Raw genomic sequence first — 21,423 nt, forward strand, 5'->3', positions numbered from 1 at the left:
GCGGTACAGGCCTTCAGTGAAAGGGGCACCTGTGCTCCTCGATATGGGCGACGAACTCAGCGCGAAAATGCGCGAGTGCCGCCCGCAACCCCATCGCCGCCCCGTCGCCCAGAGCACAAAACGTATTGCCGAAAATGCCCTTGCAGAGCATCTCCAGCTGCTCCAGATCGCCGGCAGCACCTTCGCCGGCCTCGACCCGGCGCAGGACCTTCACGACCCAGTTCAATCCTTCCCGGCATGGCGTGCACTTGCCGCAGGACTCATGATGGAAGAATTCGATGATCCGGGTCGCGACCTTGACCATGCAGGTCGAGTCGTCGATCACGATAACGCCAGCCGAACCGAGCATCGAGCCGGCGGCAGCCAGCGAGTCGAAATCCATCCCGACCTCCAGCCCGTGCTCCGGTATCACCGGCGCTGAGACCCCGCCCGGGATCACCGCCTTGATTCTGCGTCCCGGCAGCACGCCGCCAGCGTGGTTCTCGACCAGTTCGCGCAGCGGTATGCCCATGGGCAATTCATAGAGGCCGGGTTTGCGCACCTGCCCACTGAGGCAGTAGAGCTTCGGGCCGGGGCTCTTGTCCGGGCCGATGCCCCGAAACCATTCCGGCCCCCGCATAACGATATGCGGCACGCAAGCGAGCGTCTCGACATTGTTGATCACTGTCGGGCTGGCGTAGAGCCCGGCCACGGCCGGAAATGGCGGCTTCAATCGCGGCTGCGCCCGTTTGCCCTCAAGCGACTCGAGCATCGCAGTCTCTTCGCCGCAGATATAGGCGCCGGCGCCGCAGTGGATGTGTACGGCGAAATTGAAATCCGAGCCCAGAATGTGTTTTCCGAGATAACCCTTTGCGTGGGCCTCGGCGATCGCCTGCTCCAGACGACGGATCGCCGTCACATATTCTCCGCGAATGTAGACATAGGCGGTTTCGGCCCCAATCGCGTATGCACTTACCGCCAACCCCTCGATCAGTTGATGCGGGTCGCGTTCCATGATGATCCGGTCCTTGAAGGTGCCCGGCTCGCCCTCATCGGCGTTGCAGCACAGATATGTCGGCTTGCCGGTCCGCTTCGGCACGAAACCCCATTTCATGCCCGTCGGGAATCCGGCACCGCCGCGACCGCGCAGGTTGGACCGTTTGACGAGGTCGATAACCTCCTCAGGCGTGTTTTCGCGCAGCACCTTGGCCAGAGCCTGGTAGCCTCCGCCAGCCTCGAAGGTGGAGAGCAGATGGCCATCCTGAACATCGACGTGCTTGAGGAGGATCGGTTCGAACATGACGCTATTCTCCCGGCGGTGCTGCCGAGACGAGATCGGCGCCAGTCGCTTGTCCCGCCTCCGTTCGCAACCTGTCGAGAAGCGCGTCGATTCGCGCGATATCGAGGTCGCCGTGATAGTCGTCGCCGACCTGCATCACTGGAGCCATCTCGCAGGCGCCGAGGCATTCGACGGTCGAAAGCGTGAACAGCCGGTCCGGGGTGGTTTCGCCCTTCTTGATCCCGAGGACCTCCTCCAGATGCCTCAGCAGGTCCTCGGATCTGCACAGCATGCAGGAGACGTTGTCGCAAAGCTGCAGATGGAACATGCCCACCGGTTCGGTATGGAAGAGCGTGTAGAAGGTCGCCAGCTCGTAGATCCAGATGCGCTCGACTCCGAGAATGTTGGCGACCTCCTCCAGCACCGGACCAGGCAGATGGCCATGCTCTCTCTGCGCAATCCGAAGCGCGGGCATGATCGCCGAGCGCTGGTCGGGATACCGCGCCGCCGCCTCTTCGATCTTTTCGCGCATGGTCATCACGTCCAAATCCTCTGCTACTTGTCCACCTCCGCCATCACGGGGTCGAGGCTGCCGAGCACGGCGATCATGTCCGCCAGATAGCGGGCGTTGGTGACCCCAAAGAGGGCCTGAAGATTGACGAATGAGGGTGCCCGCACCTTCATGCGGAACGGTTTTGGCGACCCGTCGCTGATGATGTAAAAGCCAAGCTCGCCCTTTGGCGCCTCGATCGCCGAATAGACCTCGCCCTTCGGCACCTCGAAGCCGTAGGCCGACAGGTCGAAATGCTGGATCAGCGCCTCCATCGAGCAGTGCACCCGATCCTTGTCCAGCGGGAAGGCGATTGTCGGCATATCGATCTGGAACGGCCCCTCAGGCATCTGGTCGATGCATTGTTCGATGATACTTATGCTTTCGCGCATCTCGTCGACGCGGCATCGCCAGCGTGCATAGCAATCGCCCTCGTCACGGGTGATGACGTTGAAATCGAGCCGGTGGTAGATCTCGTAGGGCTCATCGCGCCGGATGTCCCAGTCGACACCGGAAGCCCGCAGGTTCGGGCCGCTGAGGCCGAGATCGACAGCATCCTCGGCGGAGATCACGCCGATCCCCTTGGTGCGATTGAGAAACACCCGGTTATCTTCGAGCAGTCGCTCATAGTCGCGGATCCGGTTCGGGAAGATGTCGCAAAACTCCCGGATTTTGGGGAAGAATCCGTCAGGCAGGTCCTCGCGCACTCCGCCGACCCGGCAGAACGAGGTGTGCATGCGCGCACCGGAGATCATTTCCAGGAGGTCCATGATCATTTCACGCTCGCGCATGACGTAAAGCAGCGCGGTCATGGCGCCGAGGTCCATCGGCAGAGCGCCCGTGATCAGGAGGTGACCGGAGATCCGTGCCAGCTCGGCCATCATCACGCGGATATATTGCGCCCGGATCGGTGCTTCTATGCCAAGGAGTTTCTCTACCGCCAGCGCGAAGGCGAGGTTGTTCGAGGGCGGACAGAGATAGTCGAGCCGGTCCGTCAGCGGGAAAATCTGGGTATAGGTGAAGCTCTCCGCCAGTTTTTCGGTGCCTCGATGGAGGTAGCCGATATGCGGATCGACGCGCTCGACGAACTCGCCGTCCAGTTCGAGGACGAGCCGAAGAACCCCATGGGTGCTGGGGTGCTGCGGACCGAGGTTGAGTAGCACTTCCCTGGTATTGAGCGCTTCGCCCTCAGGCCTGCTGAGCTCGGTGACTTCAGTCATCTCAACGTTCCGGCGTAGAACGGCCTCCCTTACGGAATGTCCCTGGTGGCAAGGTCGGGCTGCGTTGGCGGCGGACCTTCTGCACCGAAGGGGTTCAACTTGTCCCTATAGCCCCTGAGGGGGAAATCCTTGCGCTGGGGAAAGCCCTCGAAGCCCTCCCACATATAGATCCGGCGCAGATCGGGATGTCCCGCGAACCGGATGCCGTACATGTCCCAGGCCTCACGCTCATGCCAGTTGGCGGTGCGCCAGACTCCCGTGACCGAGGGCACTTCAGGAGGATCGCCAAGCCGGCACTTGATGCGAATCCGCCACCTGTTGGGCAGCGAATAGAGATGGTAGACCGCCTCGAACCGCGGTGTTTCGGGATAATGATCGACCCCGCAAATGTCTGAGAGGAAATTGAATTGCAGCGCCGGATGCTCCTTCAGGAACCGGCAGAACTCGACGATCCTCTCGGGCGGAACGGCAAAGGCGTCAATATCGTGCGCAGTGCCGAGGTCCTCGATTGTTGCTCCGAAGCGCTCCATGATCGGAGCGCGATTGAGGGACGGCTCCGCACTCATGACGCTATAACCCGATCGAGAGGGGTGCCGGCGAGTGCCCGCGACCTCTTGATCTTTTCTTGAAGCAGAAGGAAGCCGTGCATCAGCGCCTCAGGCCGGGGCGGACAGCCGGGCACATGCACATCGACGGGCACGAAGGTTTCCGATCCCTGCACCACGGCATAGGTGTTGTAGACCCCGCCCGAAATAGCGCAGGTGCCCATGGCGATCACCCAGCGCGGCTCAGGCATCTGGTCATAGAGCCGCCGCACGACGGGCGCGAATTTCCGGGTCACGGTGCCGGCAATGATCATGACGTCCGATTGTCTCGGCGAAGGGCGGAAGACCACGCCGAACCGGTCGAGATCGTAGCGGGCGCAACCGGCCGAGATCATCTCGATGGCGCAGCAGGCAATGCCGAAGGTCTCCGGCCACAGCGCCGAACTTCGGCTCCAACTGATGACGCTGTCGGCCGTAGTGAACAGCACGCTGTCGCGGATCGCGTTGTTTACGCCTCCCATTCCAGCGCTCCTTTCAGCCAGGCGTAGGCGAAACCCACGAGAAGCAGCAAGATGAAGATGAACATCTCGATATAGCCGACCAGGCCGATCTCTTTCAGGACGACGGCCCAGGGAAAGAGAAACATCGCTTCGACATCGAAAACGACGAGCAGGATCGCGAGGATAAAGAACGGCACCCTGAAGCGGCCCGCCGCCGCCTCGCCCGCTGCGTCCATGCCGCATTCATAGGGCATGTTCTTGGCGGGATAAGGATTGGATGGGCGCAGCAGCGAGGAGACGAACAACGTCACCCCCGCCACCAGAGCGACTCCGGCGACCATGAAAAGAACCGGCAAAAATTCCATTGCAGTCATATCACTGCACCGGTCGCCCATCGACCACGCCGCGGCGCGACTTGGGCAATCCTTCCTCTGTCTTCAAGTCTATTCCGTCGGTGTGATCATTGCAAACCCAATCGCTCACCCGCCAAAGACCGAATCTTGGGCAAGCTTTAGAAACCACGACGGAAATAGGCCGATGCCGATGGTGCCGGCAGCGGTGACGGCGAGTGTCGCGCCCACCAGAGGCGTCAGCGCCGGCGCGAACGCCCTCTTCGGCTCGCGCATGTAGATCACCATCACGATGCGAATGTAGAAATAGGCGGCGACGGCGCTGAGCAGTACTGCGATAACCGCCAGCATGACAAAACCACGCTCGACGAGGGCAACCAGCACGTAAAACTTGGCGAAGAACCCGGCCGTCGGCGGAATGCCGGCCAGCGAGAAGAGATAGAGCAGCATCAAAAGCGCCAGCCCTGGATGTGACTTGGCGAAACCCGCATAGTCGTCGATGACCTCGCCCGAGAAATCGCCGTTCCGCATCATGATGACGGCGCCGAAAATGCCGAGATTCATGAACGCGTAGATCAGCAGATAGAGCATCACGCTGGCGATCCCATCGGCGCCGCCAGCGGCCACGCCGAAAATGGCGAAGCCGGCATGCGCGATGCTGGAATAGGCCAGGAGGCGCTTGAAATTATCCTGGACCAGCGCCACGAAGCTGCCGAGCGCCATCGTCACCACCGCAATGACGGCGACGATGATCCAGACATCCGAGGCTGCGACCAGAGGGTTGAGGAACACCCGCAGGATGACCGCGAATCCCGCCGCCTTGGGCCCGACCGACATGAAGGCGGTGATCGTCGTCGGCGCGCCTTCGTAGATGTCCGGAACCCACATATGGAACGGCACCGCGCCGACCTTGAAGACCAGCCCCGCGACAATGAAGACTACCGCCAGCAGCAATCCGGGATCGAGCGGATCCCCTGTCACTGCTGCAGCCATTGCGTCCAGTTGCGTGGTGCCGGTCAGCCCGTAGACCAGCGAAACGCCGTAAAGGAAAATCCCGGTCGAGACCGCGCCAAGGATCACATATTTCAGCGCCGCTTCGTTCGACCGCCGCTCTTGCCGCAGGAAACCGGTCAGCACATAGGTACAGAGCACCATCAGTTCGAGGCCTACATAGATCGACATGAGATCGGTAGCCGACGCCATGATCATCATTCCCGAAAGCGCAAAGAGCAGCAGGACATAGTATTCGCTGCTGCCGATCCCTTCGATATCGGCATATTTTCGCGAGAGGAGGAATGTCAGAACGGTGGCTAAATAGAACACGAACTTGAAGAAGACCGCGAAGCGGTCGGCGACGAACATGCCCGTGTAGGCCGGCCGCACCTCGCCCGCCAGCATGAGTGTCGCCAAGGCGGCAATCAGCACGATGGCAACGGAAGCCCAGACAAGGAAATGTTCCTGTCTCTTTTGTACAAACTGTCCCAGGATCAGCAGGATGCAGGCCCCCGTGATCACCACGATCTCGGGCAGGCTCGCAAGGGCCGACTGGAGAAGCGCAGCAGCGGTCATTGGCCGCCCTCCTCACCGTGCACCTGCGCGAGCAGATGTTTCGCCGAGGCATCGATGATGTTGAGAAAAGGCTTTGGATAGAGCCCGACCCAAAGCACGAAGACGGTCAGCGGCAGGATCGCAGCGACCTCGCGGGCGTTTACGTCACGTATCTTGAACCGGGCGCCGACGCTCACCGGACCAAGCGCGACCTTCCCATACATGCCAAGCAGATAGGCCGCGCCCAGCAATGCGCCCAGAACGGCGGCCGCGCCGACGGCCAGGTTGGCCGCAAACCCGCCAGACAGCACGAGCAACTCGCCCACGAACGAATTCGTTCCCGGCAGCGCCATCGACGACAGGATGAACAAGGCAAGAAACGTGGTGTACACGGGTGCCGCCTTCATCAGCCCGCCATAATCGGCGATGCTGCGGGTGTGGGTCCGCTCGTAGATCAGGCCGACGAACAGGAACAACGCGCCCGTCGTCACGCCATGATTGAACATTTGCAGGATACCGCCCTGGAGCCCGCGCAGGTTCAGCGCGAAAATCCCCATCGTCACGAAGCCCATGTGGCTGATGCTGGAATAGGCCACCAGCTTCTTGAGGTCGTCCTGCGCCAGCGCAAGCAACCCGCCATAGACGATCGCAAGCGCCGACAGCGAAAGCATCAGGGTCGAATAATACACCGACGCCTCCGGCAGCATCGGCAGCGAGAATCGCAGGAAGCCGTAGGCGCCCATCTTCAGCAGCACGCCGGCGAGGATGATGCTGCCGGCTGTCGGCGCCTGCACATGGGCGTCCGGCAGCCAGGTGTGGACCGGGACCATCGGCACCTTGACCGCGAAGGCGATCAGGAAAGCGAAGAACAGCCACGACTGGACCCGGAACGGCAAATCCTGTGCTGTCAGAGCGAGAATGTCGAAGGTCTCGCCGCCGTTGAAATAGAGCACGATGACGCCGACGAGGAACAGGACGCTGCCTGCCAGCGTGTAAAGGAAGAACTTGAAAGCCGCATAGACCCGGCCGTCGCCGCCCCAGACGCCGATGATCAGGTACATTGGGATCAGCATCGCCTCCCAGAAGACGTAAAACAAGAACAGGTCGAGGGCGCAGAAAACCCCCAGCATCAGCGCCTCCATGGCCAGCAGACTGACCATGAATTCCTTCACCTTGTGGTCGATCGCGACCCACGAAGCGAGCACGCAGGTCGAGCCCAGCAGGGCGGTCAGGAAAACGAACAGCGCACTGATTCCGTCGATGCCAAGCGCATAGGTGATCCCGAGCGCAGGAACCCACGGGCGCGTCTCGGTAAACTGCATCGCGTGGGTCGTGGTGTCAAAACCGACCAACATAGCAATGCAGAGAACGAGGTCGATGACGGTGACACCCAGCGCCATCCACCGCACCGCAGCGTCGCTGCGCAGAAATATCAGAACCGCTGCCCCGGCGGCGGGTGTGAATACGATGAGGCTGAGTAGCGGTAACCCCATGCGACCCCCTACCGCCACGCTACGGCGAAGATGGCGGTGGCCGCGATCACACCGACGATCATCGCCAGCACGTAGTGGGTCACGACGCCGGTCTGGAGTCGCCGGAGCCGCCCGCCGCCGCGCAGGATCGAGCGGGCAACGCCGTTCACGACAGCGTCCACCCCGGTGAGATCGATCCGCAGTCCCGCCCGTGCCGCCCCGTGCAACAGGGGCAACGCCGCGGTTTCGGACACCTCGCTCACCGCCTTCTCGTAGCGCGCCAGCGGTCGTTCGGCGAGCCACATGAAGACCCGCGCGCCCTTGCGATAGAACCAGTCGGTGTCGATGCTGATGGTGTTCGCTGGGTCGAGCGCCCGCAGGAACAGCACGAACCCGAAGGCCGTGAACATCAGTACGCCGAGGCTCTCCGTGACATGGAGGCCGGTGTAAGGTTCGAAGTCGACCCGATAGGGCAGAAGCGCATAAAGCGGCTGCGGGAACACTCCGATCGCAATGCAAAGCACCGCCGCCATTCCCATCGCGACCAGCATGTTGCGCGGCGGCTCCCTCGCCTCCAGTTTCCGGTCCGTGCCGAAGAACATGTAATACGGCAGCTTCAAGCCCGTGTGCAGGAACGTCCCGGACGATGCCATTGTCAGCGCCAGCACCACCAGCGCCCGATGATCCTGTCCGGCAGCGGCGATCACCATCGATTTGGTGACGAAGCCCGAGAAGAAGGGAAATGCCGAGATCGCGAAGGCGCCGACCATGTAGAGCGCCACTGTCAGCGGCATGGTCTTGTAGAGCCCGCCAAGCTCGGTGAGCTTGCGACGGCCGGTGACGTAGATCACCGCCCCGGCACCCATGAACAGAAGCGCCTTGTAGAGGATATGCGCGAAGGCATGACTGGTGGCGCCGTTGACAGCCATCTCGGTCCCGATACCGACGCCCGCCACCATATAACCCACCTGGCTGACAATGTGATAGGCCAACAGGCGTCGGCAGTCGTTCTCCAGTACTGCATAGATGACGCCGTAAAGCGCCATCGCGATGCCGAGCCAAACGAGAAGCTCGGTTCCCGGAAATGCGCGCGCCAGCACATAAACGGCGGTCTTGGTGGTGAAGGCGCTCATGAATACCGCCCCGGTGACTGTTGCCTCAGGGTAAGCGTCGGTCAGCCAGGCGTTGAGCGGCGGCACGGCGGCGTTCAGAAGGAACCCGGCAAGGATCAGGTAGGCGCCGGCGCCCATCCCTTCCTCGATCGGGCCCAGGAGTAGCGAGCCTGTTGAAAGCCCGTAGAGAATGATGCCGCCAAGCAGGACGACACCGCCGGTGATATGAACCATGAGATACCGGAACCCGGCGCTGATCGCTTGCCGGCCGCCCTGTGCGAAGACGAGATAGGCAGAGGCAAACGCCATGCCTTCCCAGAACAGGTACAGCGTCAGGTAGTCGCCGGCGAATACCACGCCAAGCGCGCTCCCGACGTAGACGAACGCAGCGACGTGCTGGCCGGGGCGAGGCAAGTGCAGCGCGTAGACCGTTCCGATCAGAGCCATGATGGTGAAAACCGTGGCGAAGACCCTGCTCAGCTTGTCGACCTTCGCGACCTGGATTTGCTGCCCGAGGAACGACGCCGCGCCGTAGTTGTCCGGCTGCATCGTAACGACGGCGAGGATCGCCAACGCCGGGATCAGCAACAGATAAGCCTTGCGGATCGATCCTCTGAGGAATGGGATCGGCAGAGCGCCGAGAATGAAGAGCAGGGCCGGATGGATGAAGTCAGTCATAGTAGTCCTCGCGCCGCATCAACCCAGCCTGATGGCCGAGAAACTTGGAAACGAAGATGAGCAGCACGCAGGAGCCGAAGCCGTAGACGGCCGACCAGCCCGGCACGCGGTCCCACAGGTATTCGGCGTGTTCGCGGGGAACCAGAAAGTCGGCGATGACGATAAGTACGAGCGCCAGATAGAACAGCCGGCGCCGCTGCTGCGCATATTCTTCGGCACCAAAGAAATCGACCACTCGCTTGATCATCTGACCACTCCGTCCGCCAAGGTGAGGAAATAGCCGGGGAAGATGCCCATCAGCACCGACAGGATGGCGGTCGCGACCAGCGGAATCGTGACCATCGGAATTTCCCGAACCGTCGCGGGGCTCTCCTGTGCCTCCGTCCCGAAAAAGGCGAGATAGCTGATTGGCAGGAAATAGGCGGCGTTCAGGACCGAACTTATGAGGAGCACGATCAGGAATGGGATTTCCCCCGCCTCCACCGAACCCCGTGCCAGATACCACTTGCTGACGAAGCCCGCGGTCAGCGGCACCCCGATCATGCCGAGCGAACCGACGAAGAACGCCCCCATCGTCCAGGGCAGCCTGCGGCCGATCCCAGCCATATCGCTGATGTTGCGCTTGCCAGATGCGCAATAGATTGAACCTGCGCAGAAAAAGAGTGTGATTTTGGAGAACGCATGCGCCGCGATGTGAACGATTCCGCCGACCATCGCGACCGGCGACAACAGAACCACGCCCAGCACGATGTAGGATAGTTGGCTGACGGTCGAATAGGCGAGCCTCGCCTTCAGGTCGTCCCGCGTGAGGGCGTAGACCGACGCCATGAGGATCGTGAACGAAACCAGATAGGCCGTGGCGATACCGAGGCCCAGCTTCCCCACCAGCTCGACGCCGAAGACATGGAAGACCACTCGCAGCACGCAGAACACGCCCATCTTGACCACGGCCACCGCATGCAGGAGCGCGCTGACCGGTGTCGGAGCCACCATCGCGGCAGGCAGCCAGGCGTGCATCGGCATCACCGCGGCCTTGGCGAAGCCAAAGAGATAGCCGAAATAAACGACCGTCAGCAGCAGCGCGGAGGCATCCGCTCCCGCCAGCAGCCCGCCCGTCACAAAGTCGAGCGACCCCGCAATGTGGTAGGTCAGCGCCAGCGCGGCGAGCAACACGCTTTTCGACGCGCCCATCAGATAGACGAGGTACTTGCGGCTGCCCGTCCATCCCGCCTCGTCCTCGTGGTGGTAGACGAGGGGATAGGTAACGAGACTGAGCATCTCGTAGAAGATCACCAGTGTAAACAGATTGGCGGCGAAGGCACCCCCGGCGGCGGCCGCCAGACTGCTGGCGAAGCAGGCGAAGAACCGGGTCTGCGCGTGCTCGTTCAAGTGCCGCATGTAGCCGATGGAATAAATCGCAGCCACGATCCACAGCAGCGACGAGACGGTGGCAAACACCATGCCGAGCGCATCGACCCGGAAAGCGAAGTCAATCCCCGGCAGGATCTCGAACAGGCGCAAATCGATCGTCCCGCCCGCCAGCACGGTGGGTGCCATCGAGGCGACAATAGCGAACATGGCGATCGCGGCCACCGGCGAGACGACATCGCGGAGTTTCTCGCGGTTGTTCAGAAGGAGAATCGCAAGGGCCGCCAGACCTGCGACGGCAACGGCAAGCAGCGGCCGGATCGATATCACCGGGTCCAAACCGCTATCCTTTCATCATGGTCACGTCGTCGACCTTGAGGGTGGACTTGTTCCTCACGAGGGCGACCAGGATACCGAGGGCGACGGCAACCTCCGCCGCGGTGATTGCGATGACGAAGATCGCGAAGATCTGCCCGCGGAAATCGTCGTAGTAATGCCCGAAAGCGATGAAGTTGATATTGACCGAGTTGAGCAAAAGCTCCAGCGACATGAGCACCACTAGAATATTGCGCCTGATCAGTACGCCCGCTGCTCCGATCACGAACAGGATCACTCCAAGCACAATATACCACCAGAGCGGAACCATCACTCCTGCTCCTTCCGCGCCAGCACGATGGCGCCGATCAGGGCAGCCAAAAGGATCACGGAGGCGATTTCAAACGGCAGGAGATAGTCGGCGAAAAGTGTCGTGCTGAGCTGCCTGATCTGATCACCGCCGCGCATGGCGACAGGTTCGATGACCGAAAAGCGGTCACTCCAGAGCACCAGCACAAGCATCTCGACCCCAAGCAGGACGACCAGCACCAGAGCCGACAGGTTGCCGCCCGGCAAGAACCGCTGCAACACCGCTTCGCGCACATCGATCATCATGATCACGAACAGGAACAGGACCATGATCGCGCCGACATAGACAAAGATCTGGATGACCGCGAGGAACGGCGCCTCGAGCAAGACAAAGATGGCCGAGATATTGAGGAAACACGCCATCAACGCCAATGCGCTGTGAACCGGATTCCGCGCCAGGACCACCGTCAGGGCGGTGATCACGGACACCGCAGCGAACAGAAGAAAGAACCCCTGATCCATCGACGCCGACCCTCCGACGCGAACTGTCAACTCGGCGCGAGACGGCCGGTTTTGAGTTTACGCCGCAACTTCAGATGCGTTCGCAAATTGTGCCCTAGTATCGGATTTTTCACAAGTTTATTGTCATCGGCGGGGCGAAACCAAGCCAGTCCGATGTGGCGAAGACCGCTCGCGACGCGTGCGTTCTATAGCGCCATAGCGAGCGGACGATCTAGCGTAGCCGCTAGGTGCAGGCGGTCCCGGCCGACCGGAGGGGCATCGATCGGACGTGTCGCGCTATTTCGTTGTGTAGGCAATAGCGTCCTGCAACTTCTTGCGTCCGCGAGGACGCATCGTCCGTTATCCCTCGCGAAGACAGCTGAGACCCGTTTGCGGATCGAAGAGATGCATCGCCTCCTCGTCGTAGAAGAGGGTGAGCGTTTCGTTGCCCCGGATCGGCGTGCGCGGCGGCAAGCAGGCCATCAGCCGTTGATTTCCGGCGAGGGCGGTGACGACGAGTTCCGGGCCGGTCAACTCGGCGATCTCCAGGGTTGCCTCGAGCGACGGGCCGGCGCCGTCCGTGCGAAGGGCCTCGGGGCGGATGCCGAGGATGACGTCGCGGCCTTTGACGGCGGCTTCGGCGAAGCGGGCCGGCAGGGGCAGGCTGGCATCGGAACCTGCAATCGCCAGCCGGCCATCGCGTACCGTCGCTTTCAGCAGGTTCATCGGCGGAGCGCCGACGAAAGTGGCGACATAGAGTGTTGCCGGATGATTGTAGATTTCCTCAGGTGTGCCCAGCTGCTCGATGCGGCCGTCGCGCATAACGGCAATGCGGCTTGCAAGGGTCATCGCCTCGATCTGGTCATGGGTGACATAGACGACCGTGGTCTTCAGCATCTGATGCAGCCGCTTGATCTCGGTGCGCATCTCCATGCGCAGCTTGGCGTCGAGATTGGAGAGCGGTTCGTCGAACAGGAACACTTCCGGCTTGCGCACCAGCGCGCGGCCGATCGCGACGCGCTGACGCTGACCGCCGGAGAGCTGGCTCGGTTTGCGGTCGAGGAGGTTTTCGATCTGCAGGAGCTTGGCGGCATCGCGCACGGCCTTGTCGCGCTCGCCCGCCGGCACCTTGCGCATTTCCAGGCCGAAGCCGATGTTCCGATGCACCGTCAGATTGGGATAGAGCGCGTAGGATTGAAAGACCATAGCGATGTCGCGGTCTTTCGGGTGCACGCCGAGCACCGAGCGCCCGCCGATCCTGACGTCGCCGCTCGTCGCTTCGGCAAGGCCGGCAATGATGTTGAGCAGCGTGGACTTGCCGCAGCCCGACGAGCCGAGCAGCACAAGGAACTCGCCGCTTTCCAGCGAAATGTCGATGCCTTTCAGCGTCTCCACCTCGCCGTAGGTCTTGCGGATGTTTTCAATGTCGAGCGCGCTCATGACATGGGCTCCTGACGAGACGATGGCTCGCCATAGCTGCGGGGAAGGGTGGAGATGGCGCGCGAGGCGACCTGCGTCCCAGCCACCAGGCAGGAAGCCAGCGGCTTGCCATCTGCCAATGCTGCCAGGAAGCCGGCGTTGAAGACATCGCCGGCGCCGATCGTATCGACGACCTTGATGACGGGTGCAGTTGCGGATGCCGGCAGGCCGTCCGGCCCTATGGCGATGGCGCCGTCCGGGCCGCGCTTGACGACGACGATCGCGCCCTCCGGCATATGCGACCTGATCTCACGGGCGGCTTCGATCGGATCGGCGATGCCGGCAAGGGTCGTCGTCTCGACCTGGTTCAGCAGTGCAATGCCGCTGCGCGAAAGCCAGGCGCGGGCGGCCGCACAATTTTCTTTTGTCCAGCCGTCGAGCGGCCAGCCGGTATCGAGTGCGACGGTGATATCGTGGCTGTCGGCCCAGTCGAAGAAAGCGTCATATTCGCTCGCCAGGTCGTCGGTTAGAAAGCCGCCGCAGAGAAGCGCGTAACCGCCACGCAGTCTTTCGCCGTCGATGACGGCGAAGACGTCGGCGAGGCTGAAGCGCGGCAGGTGGCCGGTCGTCGTGAAAAACGTGCGCTCGCCGTCCGGATGAGTGATGCCGACGGAGAGCGTCGTTTTCTCAGGACGCACGGGCCACTTCTCGGAGCGCCGGCCGAAGGCCTCGGCAAGCCAGCGGCCGAACTGGTCGCTGCCGATATTCGCGGCGATCTCGAATTCGATGCCGAGCGCCTGCCAGGCGAGCGCGCTGTTTCCAGCCGATCCGCCAACCCTCAGCTCATCATGATCGACGATGATTTCCGTGCCGGCCTTCGGCCAGGGGGCGGCCGGTCCAAGGATGAGATCGACATTGACGTTGCCGATGACTGCAAGCGGCCGCATTCATTCACTCCGGGTAATCTTGGTGGACCGGACCGGCGTTCCGGCATTCTCCACGCGGGTTTCGGCGAAGGCGATCATCAGCCGCTGGGCGACCGGCAGCATGGCGAAGATCGCGGCAAGGCCCGTCGCCGGCGCAAAACGGATCGTCACCGCCCCGGTGACCGGGGCTTCACTCGAGGCGTCGAACAGGATGACAGGCGCGCCGGTCTCGACGGCGGACACCGCCATGGCGGTGACGAGGCCGGCAGTCTCGTCGAGGCCGCGGAACAGCACCACGCCGATTTCCGGCCCCAGCATCTCCATCGGGCCATGGCGCAGCTGGCCGCCTTCGAGCGAGAAGCAGGGGCGGCGCGAAAGCTCCGTTAGCCCAAGGGCCAAAGCCTCGGCGACTCCTTGCAGGCGGCGGCCTGAGGTCACGACGGTCACGACGTTTTGGAGTGCGGACAGGGCCGCTGAGATGTCGTGGTCTTCGGGCGCTTTGAGGACGGCAAGTGCCGCCGCGGGATCTTCGCCGAGGGCAGCCAAGATCGCGAGGTGCAGGGCGAAGGTCACTGTCAGGCTGCGGGTTGCGGCAAAGGCAAGCTCTGTGCCGCCGCAGCCGATCAGCGACGGGGCGGTTCTGGCAAGGAAGGAGCTGCCTTCGAGCGTCAGGCCGAAGGTTTCCTCCGTGCCGCCGGTTTCGTTGAACCAGCGCAGGACTTCGGCGCTTTCGCCGGATTGCGAGGTGACGAAGATTGTCCTGCCGGCGATCGGCAGCGGCTGGCCGAGCTGTTCGGAGAGCGGCAAAGCGACGGCGTCGATGCCGAGTGCACGGTAGAGCGGCTCGACGGCGCGGTTAACCGCATGCGAGCCGCCCATGCCGATCAAAAGCAGCCGGCCGGTTTTCTCAAGCGAGGCGGCGGCTTTTGCCGCCATCGGTGCGGCGGCTTCATAAGAGGCGAGCGCATCGGCGTGCTGGCGCGCCATTTCGCGGTCGATCGCCGCAAGTCCGGCGGGCGGGTTTCTTTCCGTTGTCATGTTTATCCCTTGACGCCGCCGCTGGTGAGCCCTGAAATCAGGGCGCGTTGCATGACGAGACCGATCAGCACTGGGGGCAGGGCGGCGAGCACGCCTGCCGTGGCGATCAGTCCGTAATCGGAAACGCGCCCGCCCGCGAGATCGGCAATGGCGACGGTCAGCGTCTTGGCGCGCTGGTCCGAGGTGAAGAGCAGCGCATAGAAAAATTCATCCCAGGCCAGCAGGAATGCAAAGAGGCTCGATGTCGCGACCACGGGGGCAGCGAGCGGCAGCGTGATGATCCTCAGCGTCTGGAACAGGCCGGCGCCGTCGATCATCGCGGCGGATTCGATTTCGCGCGGGATGGAGTCGAAGCCCGATTTCATCAGCCAGGTGGTGAAGGGCGCCAGGATGGTGAGATAAACGAGGGCGAGGCCGAAGACGTTGTTGAGCATGCCGAGATGGGAGAGAGCCATATAGAGCGGCACGGCGAGCGCGACCGGCGGAAGCATATAGGTGGCGATCACCATCGACAGAGACCAGCCCACCGAAGGCGAGCGCGACACTGCCCAGCCGGCCGGAATTGCAAGCGCGATGGCGGCGATGGTCGCCATGCCGGCCACCTCGATGCTGTTGCGTAGCGACGCGGTGAAGGCGGCGCCGGCGCTGTTTTCAAGTGTCGACAGCAAGAGCTGGTATCGTGAGAAATCCGCCGCCTGTGGCCACCAGCGCAGCGGCTTTGCCGCAAGGTCGGCGGCCGGCGAGATGCTCATGATGAAGAGCCAGAAGATCGGCGCCAGGATGACGGCGGCAAGCAGCAGCGCGCAGAGGTGAATGAAAGCGGAAAAGAGCGGGCTCTGGCGTTCCATCAGGCGGCACTCCCTGCGGTTTTGCGCACCAGGGCGGCGTAGCCGACGGCGAGCAGCGTCACCAGCAGTGTGACGATCAAGGCCAGTGACGCGCCCGAACCTGCCCGCTGGAAGGAGAAGGCTTCCTGGTAGACGAGGATCGACAGCGTGCGGGTGCTGTTGGCCGGGCCGCCGCGGGTCATGACCCAGATGATGTCGAATACCTTGAAGGCTTCTATCGTGCGCAGCACCAGCGCCACCATCAGCGGGCCGGCGAGATAGGGTAGGATGACGAAGCGGAAGCGGGCGAAGGGGCCGGCGCCGTCAACGAGGGAGGCAGCGGTGATATCGCGCGGCACGGCCTGGAGTGCGGCAAGCGCGATCAGCGCCACCAGCGGAAAATTCTTCCAGCAGTCGGCGACGATGAGGGAGGCGAGCGCCGTGCCGGGCTCGCCGAGCCAGGAGCGATAGGCATCGAGCAGGCCGAGCTGTGTCAGCGCGGCGTTGAGCGCACCGTATTCCGGATTGTAGATCAGCCGCCAGAGCGTGGCGTTGACCACGGTCGGCAGCGCCCAGGGCAGGATCATCAGGGCGCGCAGCGCGGTGCGGCCGCGGAACTGCTGGTTCAGCAACAGCGCCGCAAGGACGCCGATCACCATTTCGGCGACGACCGAGACGATCGCGAACCATGAGGTCGTGACCAGCGTGCGCTGGAAATTCGAGCCGGAGAGCATCTTCACGTAATTGTCGATGCCGACGAAACTGCCGCCTGTGCCGACGAGCTTGGCATCGGTGAAGGAGAGGCCGACGGTATCGATGAGCGGCCAGCCGATGACCGAGATCATGACCACGAGAAGCGGCAGCATCAGAAGCCACGCGCGGGTTGTCAGCCATGTGCCCGACATCGAGGCGACCCTTCTTTCATTCACAATTTGGGAGGGCCGGGCGGCGGCAGGCGCCGCCCGGGGTTCATGCCGGCTTCAGAGGCCGCTGTTTTCGGCGGCCGATTTCAGCGCGTCCTCAGGCGTGGCTTGGCCGAGCAGCGACTCCTGGATCGCCTGCTGCAGCGCGGTCGACAGCTCCTGATATTTCGGCGTCGTCGGGCGCGGATACATGGCGGCAAGACCGACCTTGGCGGCGGAAATCAGCTCTTCCTGGCCCTTGGTGACGGTAGGGTCCTCGTAGGAGGTGGCCCAGATCGGCAGGCTGAGCTTGGCGTAGGCGTTCTGTGTCGCCTGCGAGGTCATGAATGTGATGTATTTCCAGGCCTCGTCGGGATGTTTGCTGGCCGAGGTGATGCCGAGGCCCATCGAGCCGTTGACGGCCGAAGCCTCGCTCTTGCCGGCGACGCCCGGCGCCGGCACGACGCCGACCTTGCCCGCGACCTTGCTGTCCTTCGGGTCGTTCGCCATGTTGTACATGTAGGTCCAGTTGAGCGCGAAGGCGGCATCGCCGTTTTGGAAGACCTTGCGGACGTCCTCTTCCAGGAACTCCTTGGAGTTCGGATTTGTCAGGCCTGACGTATAGCTGGCCACCATATATTTCAGGGCGTCAAGGCCGCCACCGCTCTGGAAGGCAGGTTTGCCGTCCTTCAGGAAATCGCCGCCATAGGCGCTGACCAGCGTGGTATAATCGCAGATTGCGGCTTCGGCCTGCGACCAGCTCCAGGCGATCGGGGTGGCAAGCAGGCCCTTGTCCTTGATCGTCTTTGCCTGCTCGGCCAGTTCGTCCCAGGTTTTCGGCGGCGCCTTGATGCCGGCCTTTTCCAGGATCTCCTTGTTGTAGAACAGATATTTGGTGTCGAGGATCCACGGCATGCCGTAATATTTGCCGTCATACTGCACAGTGGTCCAGGCGCCCGGCAGCACGCCCTTCTTCATTTCATCGGTGATGCGGGAGGAGACGTCGACCAGCACCTTGTTGGTGGCGTATTCGGCCGGCCAGATGACGTCGAAGAGGACGACGTCGTAACCGCCACCGGAACCCTGTGCCAACACCGTCTTGTCGTGAAGCCCTTCATAGGGAACGAATTCGAGATTGACCTTGATGTCGGGGTTCGCCTTGGCGAAGGCATCGGTCATGGCGCGCACATCGGCCTCGCTGTAAGCGGCCTGCGCCATGAACAGCGCGTTGAGCGTCGTCTCGGCGAAAGCATGCGGGGCAAGGGATACGCCAATCAAGGCCGCACCCAAAAGCGTCTTGTTCAAGGATTTCAGCATTGCAGCCTCCAGTTTTTGACATTTACGCATGGCCGAGGGCGGTTTTTCCGCCATCGGTTTTCGAGAAGGCACGCGTGAAACGAAAACGTGCCGGTTGCTCATCTCGGAGCGTCGTTGGAAGCCCTGTGCGGCTTCCTGCGTTCCCTGGAACTCTTCGGTCCCTTATTAAGTCAAATGTCTTGACTTATTACTTCTTCAACATTCTACTGGAGTCAAGAGGCAATTGCACATGAATGACGTCAGGCCGATCCGGGCCAAGAGCGGCACCAATCACGAAGGCACCAGCGCGCATAACCGGCGTGTGATGATCGATGCCCTGAGGATCAACGGTGCGCTCTCGCGCGCGGATCTGGCGCGGGCGACACGGCTGACCAAGCAGACGGTGTCGAACATCATCGAGGAACTCGAACGTGACGGTCTCGTCAGTTCACAGGAGGCGGTGCGAAAGGGTAGGGGCCAGCCCTCGACGCCCTATCGGCTCGTTCCCGAGGGCGCCTTCGCGATCGGCCTGCAGATCGACCGGCATGTGACGCGGGCGGTCGCCGTCGATCTCGTCGGCAGCGTTCTGGTGCGCGCGGAGGCCGGTTTGCCGACGGGAGGCCCGTCGACGGGAGCGACGGTCATTCTCGACCTCGTCGCCGGCGTGCGTTCGAAGCTCGCCGGGATCGTCCGGCAATCGGAGAAGCGGCTGGTCGGCCTCGGCGTTGCGATGCCCGGCCCCTTCGGAATCGACGGCAGCGGCGACGATCCGTGGATGATGGGGGCCTGGCAGAAGTTTCCGCTGCTGGAAACTCTTACCGCAGGCACCGGGCTCGATGTCGGCCTGCAGAACGATGCGGCTGCGGCTGCGACTGCCGAGCGCATGGTGGGAGCCGCCCACGGCCTCGACCATGCCGTTTGCCTTTTTGTCGGTTACGGCATCGGCGCCGGCCTCATTTTAAACGGCGAACTCTACCGCGGCAGCAACGGCAATGCCGGCGAGATCGGCATGGCGCTGCTCTTTGCCGCTGGCAAATCGACGCCGCTCGAACACCGCGCCTCGCTCGCCTCGCTTTACCAGCATCTGTCTGCCGACCCCGCAGATCCCGTTCTCCACGCGCGCATAGACGACCTCGCCTCGCGGCGCGATCCCAGCATCGAGGCCTGGATCCGGACGGCCGCAGCGGATCTGCGCTGGAGCATCCATCTGATCGAAACAATCTTCGATCCGCAGACGGTGATCCTGTGCGGCAGCGCGCCGGAAGGACTGGTGAACAGGCTGATTGCGGCGATCGGGCCACTGCTTCCCTCGATCGCCGAACGACGCGGACGAACCCTGCCGCGCCTGCAGCCCGGCATGGCGGATCCCTGGTCTGTGGCGCTCGGGGCCGCGGCCGGACCGATCAGCCGGGCATTCGATCCGCATTTTGCAGCAATTTTGAAGGATTCCCGCTGATTTCGAGGATGAAACCGGGCGTTGCACAGCAGTGCAGCGGCAGAAAAATGGTCTTCTTTGTAAGTCTCAAGCGACCATTGCCACCGAATAAAGAGATGCCATCGAAGTATAGGCAAATATTGAAAATCATTGAAGTTTACAGGAATTCTGGTATAGATATAATTATTCGGCAGTGCGCTGGGGTGGTTGGCGAGGCTTCTCTCAATATAGCCTTCAGCCGTGGCAAATAACATCCGGATGAAGGTTTCGTGACGGCACGATTTCGGTTGTTTCATGTCATGGAATATTCATTGGCCGCGGCAATTTGGACCAGCTAATAGGGCGTGCGCTGAAAGTGCGCGTCCCTTTTACGTTCGAGGTTCTAATGCAAGCCAAGCTTCTCGGCGCCGTCGGCGCCCTTCTCGCCACAGCGTTTCTTGCTGGCCCTGCTGCCGCCGCCGAAAAGACCAAGATTGACTTCTGGTTCGGCAATTCCGGTGACATCGCAAAGCGTGTCCAGGAACAGTGCGATCGCTTCAACCAGTCGCAGGCCGATTACGAAGTCGTCTGCACCAGCCAGGGCAGCTACGACGCTTCTCTGCAGAACACCATTGCCGCCTTCCGCGCCGGCAAGCAGCCGACCATCGCCCAGGTTTCCGACGCCGGCACGCTCGACATCATGCTCTCCGGCGCCTACTACCCGGCAAACAAGCTGATGGCCGACATGGGCTACACCGTCGACTGGAACGATTACTTCTCGGGTATATCAGGCTACTACGCCACCTCGAAAGGCGAGATGTATTCCTTCCCCTTCAACTCCTCGACCGCTCTGCTCTACTGGAACAAGGACGCCTTCGCCAAGATCGGCAAGGATCACGCTCCGGCGACCTGGAAGGAAGCCGGTGAGGACTTCAAGGCTTTGAAGGACGCCGGCTATGCATGCCCGCTCGCCTTCGACATCTCCAGCAACGAAGTCTGGCAGTACATCGAGCAGTTCGAAGCCGTCAACGGCGAGCCGATCGCCACGAAGAAGAACGGCTTCGAAGGCCTCGACGCCGAACTGGTCTTCAACAAGAACCCGCTTCTCGTCAGCTACATCAAGGACCTCAAGTCCTGGTACGACAACAAGCTCGCCGTCATCAAGAACAAGGCCGTCGGCCAGACCTTCGTCGAAGCCTTCGCTGCCGGCGATTGCCAGGTCATCCTGACTTCAGTCGGCGACCACGGCAATATCGGCCGCACCGCCAAGCAGGGCATGAACTGGGGCGTTGCCATGCTCCCGACCTATGGTGATGCAACCCGTCACAGCTCCTATGTCGGCGGCGCATCGCTCTGGGTTCTGAAGGGTCATTCGGACGTCGAATACAAGGCAGCCGCTGCCTTTTTCAACTTCATCGCGAAGCCGGAAGAAGCTCTGACCTGGTCGACCGTTACCGGCTACATCCCGGTGCGCAACTCCGGCTTCGAATATCTGAAGAAGCAGGGCTTCTACGACAAGGCGCCTTACGCCGGCCGTGAACTCGCCATTCAGAGCCTGACCGCTTCCCCGGCTGGCGACGCAGCCGCCAAGGGCATCCGTCTCGGCGGCCTGCTGCAGGTCCGCACCGAGATCGCCAACGGCCTGCAGGCGATCTTCGTCAACAATGCCGACGTCCAGGCCTCGCTCGACTCTGCTGCTGAACGCGGCAACCAGCTCCTGCGCCGCTTCCAGCAGACCTACAAGAACGTTCAGCTCCCCTGATCGCCTGATTGAGCCGCACCCGGCCCGCCTTGCGCGTGCCGGGTGCGTCTTTGTAAGTTCTCCCAACCAGTCGCGGATGCGCTGCCGCCCGCGCCTGAAGTCAAATCAGGGCG

General features: G+C 62.2%; 21 protein-coding genes. 2 read left to right on the forward strand and 19 right to left on the reverse strand.

The features are described 5' to 3' along the window. Nucleotides 1-13 precede the first annotated feature (13 nt). The 19 genes from nuoF to A7X77_RS20925 all read right to left on the reverse strand — a co-directional run bounded on the left by nuoF (nucleotide 14) and on the right by A7X77_RS20925 (nucleotide 18,155). Nucleotides 14-1,279 (reverse strand): NADH-quinone oxidoreductase subunit NuoF, encoded by a 1,266-nt coding sequence (gene nuoF / locus A7X77_RS20835; RefSeq protein ID WP_064684752.1) that lies wholly within the window; start codon nucleotides 1,277-1,279, stop codon nucleotides 14-16. A 4-nt stretch (nucleotides 1,280-1,283) separates the two neighbouring features. Continuing rightward, a complete protein-coding gene (gene nuoE / locus A7X77_RS20840) occupies nucleotides 1,284-1,796 on the reverse strand; it encodes an NADH-quinone oxidoreductase subunit NuoE (RefSeq protein WP_064684753.1) in 513 nt (170 codons plus the stop codon). A 17-nt stretch (nucleotides 1,797-1,813) separates the two neighbouring features. Then, the gene (gene nuoD, locus A7X77_RS20845) at nucleotides 1,814-3,028 is read right to left on the reverse strand and encodes an NADH dehydrogenase (quinone) subunit D (protein ID WP_064684754.1); all 1,215 of its coding nucleotides are present in this window, start codon (nucleotides 3,026-3,028) and stop codon (nucleotides 1,814-1,816) included. Nucleotides 3,029-3,057: 29 nt separating this feature from the next. Beyond that, nucleotides 3,058-3,594, reverse strand: a complete 537-nt coding sequence (locus tag A7X77_RS20850; protein WP_064684755.1) for an NADH-quinone oxidoreductase subunit C — start codon at nucleotides 3,592-3,594, stop codon at nucleotides 3,058-3,060. After that, nucleotides 3,591-4,094, reverse strand: a complete 504-nt coding sequence (locus A7X77_RS20855; RefSeq protein ID WP_064684756.1) for a NuoB/complex I 20 kDa subunit family protein — start codon at nucleotides 4,092-4,094, stop codon at nucleotides 3,591-3,593. Before A7X77_RS20855 ends, A7X77_RS20850 begins: the two co-directional genes overlap by 4 nt. Beyond that, complete coding sequence (locus A7X77_RS20860; protein WP_064684937.1) at nucleotides 4,082-4,447, reverse strand: NADH-quinone oxidoreductase subunit A; 366 nt, start codon at nucleotides 4,445-4,447, stop codon at nucleotides 4,082-4,084. The genes A7X77_RS20855 and A7X77_RS20860 overlap by 13 nt, the downstream gene beginning before the upstream one ends. A gap of 105 nt (nucleotides 4,448-4,552) precedes the next feature. Further along, the gene (locus A7X77_RS20865) at nucleotides 4,553-5,992 is read right to left on the reverse strand and encodes an NADH-quinone oxidoreductase subunit N (RefSeq protein WP_064684757.1); all 1,440 of its coding nucleotides are present in this window, start codon (nucleotides 5,990-5,992) and stop codon (nucleotides 4,553-4,555) included. Then, complete coding sequence (locus A7X77_RS20870; RefSeq protein ID WP_064684758.1) at nucleotides 5,989-7,464, reverse strand: NADH-quinone oxidoreductase subunit M; 1,476 nt, start codon at nucleotides 7,462-7,464, stop codon at nucleotides 5,989-5,991. Before A7X77_RS20870 ends, A7X77_RS20865 begins: the two co-directional genes overlap by 4 nt. A gap of 8 nt (nucleotides 7,465-7,472) precedes the next feature. Next, on the reverse strand, nucleotides 7,473-9,233 hold the full coding sequence (locus tag A7X77_RS20875) for a Na(+)/H(+) antiporter subunit D (RefSeq protein WP_064684759.1): 1,761 nt from the start codon (nucleotides 9,231-9,233) through the stop codon (nucleotides 7,473-7,475). After that, nucleotides 9,226-9,480 carry a hypothetical protein gene (locus A7X77_RS20880; protein ID WP_064684760.1) on the reverse strand — a complete coding sequence of 85 codons (255 nt, stop codon included), beginning with the start codon at nucleotides 9,478-9,480 and terminating at the stop codon, nucleotides 9,226-9,228. Before A7X77_RS20880 ends, A7X77_RS20875 begins: the two co-directional genes overlap by 8 nt. Next, nucleotides 9,477-10,940 carry a monovalent cation/H+ antiporter subunit D family protein gene (locus A7X77_RS20885; RefSeq protein ID WP_064684761.1) on the reverse strand — a complete coding sequence of 488 codons (1,464 nt, stop codon included), beginning with the start codon at nucleotides 10,938-10,940 and terminating at the stop codon, nucleotides 9,477-9,479. Before A7X77_RS20885 ends, A7X77_RS20880 begins: the two co-directional genes overlap by 4 nt. Before the next feature lie 4 nt (nucleotides 10,941-10,944). Further along, on the reverse strand, nucleotides 10,945-11,247 hold the full coding sequence (gene nuoK, locus A7X77_RS20890) for an NADH-quinone oxidoreductase subunit NuoK (RefSeq protein WP_064684762.1): 303 nt from the start codon (nucleotides 11,245-11,247) through the stop codon (nucleotides 10,945-10,947). Next, the gene (locus tag A7X77_RS20895) at nucleotides 11,247-11,747 is read right to left on the reverse strand and encodes an NADH-quinone oxidoreductase subunit J (protein ID WP_064684763.1); all 501 of its coding nucleotides are present in this window, start codon (nucleotides 11,745-11,747) and stop codon (nucleotides 11,247-11,249) included. The genes nuoK and A7X77_RS20895 overlap by 1 nt, the downstream gene beginning before the upstream one ends. A gap of 339 nt (nucleotides 11,748-12,086) precedes the next feature. After that, a complete protein-coding gene (locus tag A7X77_RS20900) occupies nucleotides 12,087-13,166 on the reverse strand; it encodes an ABC transporter ATP-binding protein (RefSeq protein ID WP_064684764.1) in 1,080 nt (359 codons plus the stop codon). After that, a complete protein-coding gene (locus A7X77_RS20905) occupies nucleotides 13,163-14,092 on the reverse strand; it encodes a PfkB family carbohydrate kinase (protein ID WP_064684765.1) in 930 nt (309 codons plus the stop codon). The genes A7X77_RS20900 and A7X77_RS20905 overlap by 4 nt, the downstream gene beginning before the upstream one ends. Continuing rightward, the gene (locus A7X77_RS20910; protein ID WP_197486872.1) at nucleotides 14,093-15,115 is read right to left on the reverse strand and encodes an SIS domain-containing protein; all 1,023 of its coding nucleotides are present in this window, start codon (nucleotides 15,113-15,115) and stop codon (nucleotides 14,093-14,095) included. Then, the gene (locus A7X77_RS20915; RefSeq protein WP_064684767.1) at nucleotides 15,112-15,957 is read right to left on the reverse strand and encodes a carbohydrate ABC transporter permease; all 846 of its coding nucleotides are present in this window, start codon (nucleotides 15,955-15,957) and stop codon (nucleotides 15,112-15,114) included. The genes A7X77_RS20910 and A7X77_RS20915 overlap by 4 nt, the downstream gene beginning before the upstream one ends. Continuing rightward, complete coding sequence (locus A7X77_RS20920) at nucleotides 15,957-16,841, reverse strand: carbohydrate ABC transporter permease (RefSeq protein WP_064684768.1); 885 nt, start codon at nucleotides 16,839-16,841, stop codon at nucleotides 15,957-15,959. The genes A7X77_RS20915 and A7X77_RS20920 overlap by 1 nt, the downstream gene beginning before the upstream one ends. Before the next feature lie 75 nt (nucleotides 16,842-16,916). Continuing rightward, the gene (locus tag A7X77_RS20925) at nucleotides 16,917-18,155 is read right to left on the reverse strand and encodes an extracellular solute-binding protein (protein ID WP_064684769.1); all 1,239 of its coding nucleotides are present in this window, start codon (nucleotides 18,153-18,155) and stop codon (nucleotides 16,917-16,919) included. A gap of 229 nt (nucleotides 18,156-18,384) precedes the next feature. Between A7X77_RS20925 and A7X77_RS20930 the strand changes: the two genes are divergently transcribed. After that, nucleotides 18,385-19,590, forward strand: a complete 1,206-nt coding sequence (locus A7X77_RS20930; RefSeq protein WP_064684770.1) for an ROK family transcriptional regulator — start codon at nucleotides 18,385-18,387, stop codon at nucleotides 19,588-19,590. 364 nt (nucleotides 19,591-19,954) lie between these two features. Beyond that, nucleotides 19,955-21,310, forward strand: a complete 1,356-nt coding sequence (locus tag A7X77_RS20935) for an extracellular solute-binding protein (RefSeq protein ID WP_064684771.1) — start codon at nucleotides 19,955-19,957, stop codon at nucleotides 21,308-21,310. Nucleotides 21,311-21,423: the final 113 nt, after the last annotated feature.

The organism is Rhizobium bangladeshense, assembly GCF_001662075.1.
GTDB lineage: Bacteria > Pseudomonadota > Alphaproteobacteria > Rhizobiales > Rhizobiaceae > Rhizobium > Rhizobium bangladeshense_B.

Bases quoted from the DNA above. Each gene is read 5' to 3' on its own strand.
- nuoF (WP_064684752.1), bottom strand. From the start codon at position 1,279: ATGTTCGAACCGATCCTCCTCAAGCACGTCGATGTTCAGGATGGCCAT.
- nuoE (WP_064684753.1), bottom strand. From the start codon at position 1,796: ATGACCATGCGCGAAAAGATCGAAGAGGCGGCGGCGCGGTATCCCGAC.
- nuoD (WP_064684754.1), bottom strand. From the start codon at position 3,028: ATGACTGAAGTCACCGAGCTCAGCAGGCCTGAGGGCGAAGCGCTCAAT.
- A7X77_RS20850 (WP_064684755.1), bottom strand. From the start codon at position 3,594: ATGAGTGCGGAGCCGTCCCTCAATCGCGCTCCGATCATGGAGCGCTTC.
- A7X77_RS20855 (WP_064684756.1), bottom strand. From the start codon at position 4,094: ATGGGAGGCGTAAACAACGCGATCCGCGACAGCGTGCTGTTCACTACG.
- A7X77_RS20860 (WP_064684937.1), bottom strand. From the start codon at position 4,447: ATGACTGCAATGGAATTTTTGCCGGTTCTTTTCATGGTCGCCGGAGTC.
- A7X77_RS20865 (WP_064684757.1), bottom strand. From the start codon at position 5,992: ATGACCGCTGCTGCGCTTCTCCAGTCGGCCCTTGCGAGCCTGCCCGAG.
- A7X77_RS20870 (WP_064684758.1), bottom strand. From the start codon at position 7,464: ATGGGGTTACCGCTACTCAGCCTCATCGTATTCACACCCGCCGCCGGG.
- A7X77_RS20875 (WP_064684759.1), bottom strand. From the start codon at position 9,233: ATGACTGACTTCATCCATCCGGCCCTGCTCTTCATTCTCGGCGCTCTG.
- A7X77_RS20880 (WP_064684760.1), bottom strand. From the start codon at position 9,480: ATGATCAAGCGAGTGGTCGATTTCTTTGGTGCCGAAGAATATGCGCAG.
- nuoK (WP_064684762.1), bottom strand. From the start codon at position 11,247: ATGGTTCCGCTCTGGTGGTATATTGTGCTTGGAGTGATCCTGTTCGTG.
- A7X77_RS20895 (WP_064684763.1), bottom strand. From the start codon at position 11,747: ATGGATCAGGGGTTCTTTCTTCTGTTCGCTGCGGTGTCCGTGATCACC.
- A7X77_RS20900 (WP_064684764.1), bottom strand. From the start codon at position 13,166: ATGAGCGCGCTCGACATTGAAAACATCCGCAAGACCTACGGCGAGGTG.
- A7X77_RS20905 (WP_064684765.1), bottom strand. From the start codon at position 14,092: ATGCGGCCGCTTGCAGTCATCGGCAACGTCAATGTCGATCTCATCCTT.
- A7X77_RS20915 (WP_064684767.1), bottom strand. From the start codon at position 15,957: ATGGAACGCCAGAGCCCGCTCTTTTCCGCTTTCATTCACCTCTGCGCG.
- A7X77_RS20920 (WP_064684768.1), bottom strand. From the start codon at position 16,841: ATGTCGGGCACATGGCTGACAACCCGCGCGTGGCTTCTGATGCTGCCG.
- A7X77_RS20925 (WP_064684769.1), bottom strand. From the start codon at position 18,155: ATGCTGAAATCCTTGAACAAGACGCTTTTGGGTGCGGCCTTGATTGGC.
- A7X77_RS20930 (WP_064684770.1), top strand. From the start codon at position 18,385: ATGAATGACGTCAGGCCGATCCGGGCCAAGAGCGGCACCAATCACGAA.
- A7X77_RS20935 (WP_064684771.1), top strand. From the start codon at position 19,955: ATGCAAGCCAAGCTTCTCGGCGCCGTCGGCGCCCTTCTCGCCACAGCG.